Raw genomic sequence first — 4340 nt, 5'->3', positions numbered from 1 at the left:
TTGAGCCGCCGGTCGGCGACTTGCTGCGGCAGTGCCGAAAGCCCGGCGAGCTCGGAGCGGGCATCCCCGGCGCGCGCCGCCGTCGACGCCGCGGTGCGGCTCGAGCGCGAGCGGCGGGAGAACCATCGGGCCGCGCTCTCTGCCGCCGAGGTGGCGCGCCGGGCGCTGGCCACCCATGAACGCCAGACCGCCGAGCGCCTCGCCCAGACCAGCGCGCTTGACGAAGCGCAGCGCCGCATCGCCGCGGCGCTTGAGGAAGCCCGCGGCCGCCACGCCGAGGCGGTGGCCGAGTCCGCCGGCCTGCCAGCACTCGAAGGCTTGCAGACGGACCTCAACGCCCTGCGCGAATCCGTGAACCGCGACCGCGCCGCCTATGCGGAGGCACGCGCCACCCATGACGGGCTGGAGCGCGAGGCCAGGGCGCGCACCGGCCGCATCGCCGCCATCGCCAATGAGACCAGCCAGTGGACGGCCCGCGCCGCCCGCGCCAATGAGCAGATCGCCCAGCTCACGGCGCGCGCCGGGGATGCCCGCTCCGAGCTCGCCGGGCTTTCGGCACTGCCGCAGCAATTCGCCGACCGGCGGCTCAAGCTGATGAACATGCTGGCCGAGGCCGAGACGGCGCGGAAGGCGGCGGCGGATGCCTTGCAGGCCGCCGAAAACGAGGTGCGCCAGGCTGACCAGGACTTGCGCGCCGTCCAGGAACTGCTCTCCGCGGCGCGCGAGGAGCACGCCAGGCTCGGCGCCCGGCTGGAGGCCAGCAGCGCGCGGCTCGAGGCCTCCGAACAGCGAATCGCTGACGTCTTGCACTGCAAGCCGGAAGAGGCGATGGCCGCCGCCGGACTGGCGGATGGCGAGATCATGGATACCGCCGAGATCGAGCGGAAGCTCAACGGCCTGCGTGACGACCGCGAGCGTCTTGGCGGCGTCAATCTGCGCGCCGAGCAAGAGGCCACCGAGGTGGCCCGCCAGCTCGACGGGCTGGTGAAGGAGCGCGATGACCTGATCCAGGCCATCAACAAGCTGCGCGGCGGCATTGCCAGCCTCAACCGCGAGGGCCGCCAGCGCCTGCTCGACGCCTTCGGCACCGTCAACCAGAAATTCGGCGAGCTGTTCACCACCCTGTTCGGCGGCGGCAAGGCGGAACTGCATCTGATCGAGTCGGAAGACCCGCTGGAAGCCGGCCTCGAAATCATCGCCAACCCGCCGGGCAAGAAGCCGACCACGCTGTCGCTGCTGTCGGGTGGCGAGCAGACGCTTACCGCCATGTCGCTGATCTTTGCGGTGTTCCTCACCAACCCCTCGCCGATCTGCGTGCTCGACGAAGTCGACGCGCCGCTCGACGAGCATAATGTCGAGCGCTTCTGCAACCTGCTCGACGCGATGCTGGAGCGCACCGAGACCCGCTTCATGATCATCACCCACCACGCGCTGACCATGGCGCGCATGCACCGTCTGTTCGGCGTCACCATGCTGGAGCGCGGCGTGTCGCAGCTCGTCTCGGTCGATCTGCAGCAGGCGGAAAGCATGGCGCTCGCCAAGTCGGCGTGACCGGCGGCATGAATGTCGTCTTCGATATCGGCAATGTGCTGATCGGCTGGGATCCGCGCGTTCTCTACCGCAAGATCTTCGCCAGCGAGGACGAGGTCGCGTGGTTCCTCGGCCATGTCTGCACGCCGGAGTGGAACCTCGAGCAGGACCGCGGGCGAAGCTTCCGTGATGCCATCGCCGAGGCCACCCAGCGCTACCCGCAACACGCGGATGCAATCGCGGCCTATGACCGGCGCTGGGCGGAAACCATCCTCGGCCCGATCACCGGGACGGTGGCGATTCTCGATGAGCTGGAGGCGCAGGGAACCCCGCTCTACGCCATCACCAACTGGCACCAGGACAAGTTCCGTGAAACCCGCGGGCGGTTTTCCTTCCTGGAGCGGTTTCGCGATATCGTGGTTTCGGGCGACGAGCGGCTGGTGAAGCCCGATCCCGCCATCTACCGGTTGCTGCTGGAGCGCAACGGGCTTGCGGCCGGTTCCTGCCTGTTCATCGACGACAGCCCCAGGAATGTGGCCGGGGCGGAGGCGGTGGGCATGCGTGCCCATCACTTCACCTCGCCGGAGGCCTTGCGCGGCCATCTGACGGCCGCGGGTATTCTGCCGTAGCTGTGGCGCGGCGGCCAGAAAGAGGATGCCATGGTCAGGCCATGGCATGACCCGTTTATCGGCGTGGCCGCGGCCCGGCGCGCGAATCGCCGCATATCGGCTGGAACAATAAAAACATCGATATTTCAATATTTTATGACGGAAATCCATCGCTTGACAGGGCTATGACCCGCAACTATGTTGCGCGCGCTTTGGGAGGGGAACTCTTCAGAGTCCGTACGCCGTTTGCCTGAAGGTCTGTCTTATGACTAAACCGCGCGACGACCGGCTGCCGGACAAGGCTTCCCGCCCTGAGCTGGGCGAGCTTTCCGCACGTCTCAAGGATCTGTCCGGCCGCATTGCGGCCGAGCGGTCTGAGCATGCGGAACAAGCAAGACCGTCCGCAAGCATGGAGGGGGCCGCTGGCTATGCCAAGGGCTACCGGCTTGCGAGCGAGTTCGTGGCGGGAACGCTGGTTGGTGGCCTTATCGGCTACGGGATCGACTGGTTGTTCGGCACGGCGCCTTTCGGCATGATTTTCTTCCTGCTCCTTGGTTTTGGGGCCGGCATCCTGAACATGGCCCGGTCGGCCAACAGGGCGCCACCGGCCAAGGAACGGCTCGACGCAAACCCGCCGCCCAAAGCGGCTCCAGACGATGAAGAAGAGGACTGATCGTGGCCAACGATCCGATCCACCAGTTTCAGATCAAGGACCTCGCCGGGCCTTTCCACGTCGGCGGGCTTGAAATCTCCTTCACCAACTCGGCCCTGTTCATGGGGATCGCGGTGGCGACGGTGACGGGCATCCTGCTGGCCGCGGCGGGCCGCGGCGCCCTGGTGCCGGGCCGCCTGCAGACGCTGGGCGAGGTGTGGTACGAATTCGTCCACAACATGGTGAAGAACGTGCTGGGGCCTGAGGGAAAACCATTCTTCCCCCTGGTGTTCTCGCTGTTCTCCTTCGTGCTCGTCGCCAACATGCTGGGCATGTTCCCCTATTTCTTCACGGTCACCAGCCATGTGGTGGTCACCGCATCGCTGGCCGTCTTCGTGGTTGGCCTCGTCGTCGTGGTCGGCATCGCCAAGCATGGGCTCGGCTGGTTCAAGCTGTTCGTGCCGAGCGGCGTGCCGATGGTGATCCTGCCCTTCATCTCGCTGATTGAGATCATTTCCTTCCTGTCGCGGCCGGTGAGCCTGGGGCTCCGCCTGTTCGGCAACATGCTGGCGGGCCACATCGTGCTCAAGGTGTTCTCGGGCTTCGTGGTGAGCCTCGGCGCGCTCGGCATCGGCGGCATCATCGGGTCGGTGGCGCCGCTGGGCATGGCCGTGGCGCTCACCGCGCTCGAATTCCTGGTGGCGTTCCTCCAGGCCTTCGTCTTCGCCATTCTCACCTGCGTCTATTTGAACGACGCGCTGCACACCCATCACTGACACCCAACCTTCAACCCAACACGTCCCAAAACGCGAGGAGACTGACATGGAACCAGAAGCAGCAAAGATGATCGGCGCCGGTATCGCCTGTATCGGCATGGGCGGCGCCGGCATCGGCGTGGGCCACATCTTCGGCAACTATCTCGCCGGCGCGCTGCGCAATCCGGCGGCGGCTAGCGCCCAGTTCACCAACGCGCTGATCGGCGCGGCGCTGGCGGAAGGCCTCGGCATCTTCTCGCTGGTCGTGGCGCTGCTGCTGCTGTTCACCTGATCGTCATCCCGGCAATCGCAGCGGAGCCTGGCGGGCGCATAGCCCGCCGCGGCTTCGCGAGTTGAGGCTCAAGACATGTCGCAATCGACATTCGCCGTCGCCGAAGCCACCACCGAGACGCCCGCCACCACGGGCGAAACCGGCCAGACGACGGAGAGTACCGGCCATGATGGCGGCCACACCGGCGCCTTCCCGCCGATGGATACCACCACCTATCCGTCGCAGATCTTCTGGCTCGTGGTGTTCTTCGGCCTGCTTTATCTGCTGATGAGCCGGGTGGCGCTGCCGCGCATGGCGGCGGTGCTGGAGCGCCGGCACAAGGCCCTCGAAGCCGATCTCTCGAAGGCCTCGGCGCTGAAGAACGAAACCGAGGCGGCGATTGCCGCCTATGAAAAATCACTGGCCGACGCCCGGGCCGGCGCGCAGACGATCGCCGCCGAAACCCGCGCCCGCATCGGCGGCGAGGTGGAAGCCGAGCGCGCCGCGCTCGACAAGACGCTGGC

Annotated in this window: 5 protein-coding genes and 1 pseudogene; all 6 read left to right on the top strand. The window is 66.7% G+C overall.

The window, feature by feature from the left end:
- Positions 1-1551: pseudogene (locus tag ACKOED_RS02435) on the top strand (chromosome segregation protein SMC); the annotation flags it as partial.
- Complete coding sequence (locus ACKOED_RS02430) at positions 1548-2159, top strand: HAD family hydrolase (RefSeq protein ID WP_408914987.1); 612 nt, start codon at positions 1548-1550, stop codon at positions 2157-2159. The pseudogene ACKOED_RS02435 and the gene ACKOED_RS02430, both read left to right, overlap by 4 nt.
- 244 nt (positions 2160-2403) lie before the next feature.
- On the top strand, positions 2404-2811 hold the full coding sequence (locus ACKOED_RS02425; protein WP_408914986.1) for an AtpZ/AtpI family protein: 408 nt from the start codon (positions 2404-2406) through the stop codon (positions 2809-2811).
- A 2-nt stretch (positions 2812-2813) separates the two neighbouring features.
- Positions 2814-3566 (top strand): F0F1 ATP synthase subunit A, encoded by a 753-nt coding sequence (locus tag ACKOED_RS02420; RefSeq protein ID WP_408914985.1) that lies wholly within the window; start codon positions 2814-2816, stop codon positions 3564-3566.
- Between the two features lie 46 nt (positions 3567-3612).
- The gene (locus tag ACKOED_RS02415; RefSeq protein ID WP_408914984.1) at positions 3613-3837 is read left to right on the top strand and encodes a F0F1 ATP synthase subunit C; all 225 of its coding nucleotides are present in this window, start codon (positions 3613-3615) and stop codon (positions 3835-3837) included.
- Positions 3838-3912: 75 nt separating this feature from the next.
- Positions 3913-4340 (top strand): F0F1 ATP synthase subunit B' (locus ACKOED_RS02410; protein ID WP_408914983.1); only part of this gene is annotated, 428 nt, incomplete at its 3' end.

This window comes from Aestuariivirga sp. (assembly GCF_046093005.1).
Lineage (GTDB): Bacteria > Pseudomonadota > Alphaproteobacteria > Rhizobiales > Aestuariivirgaceae > Aestuariivirga.
This window is presented reverse-complemented; position numbering and strand designations above follow the sequence as displayed.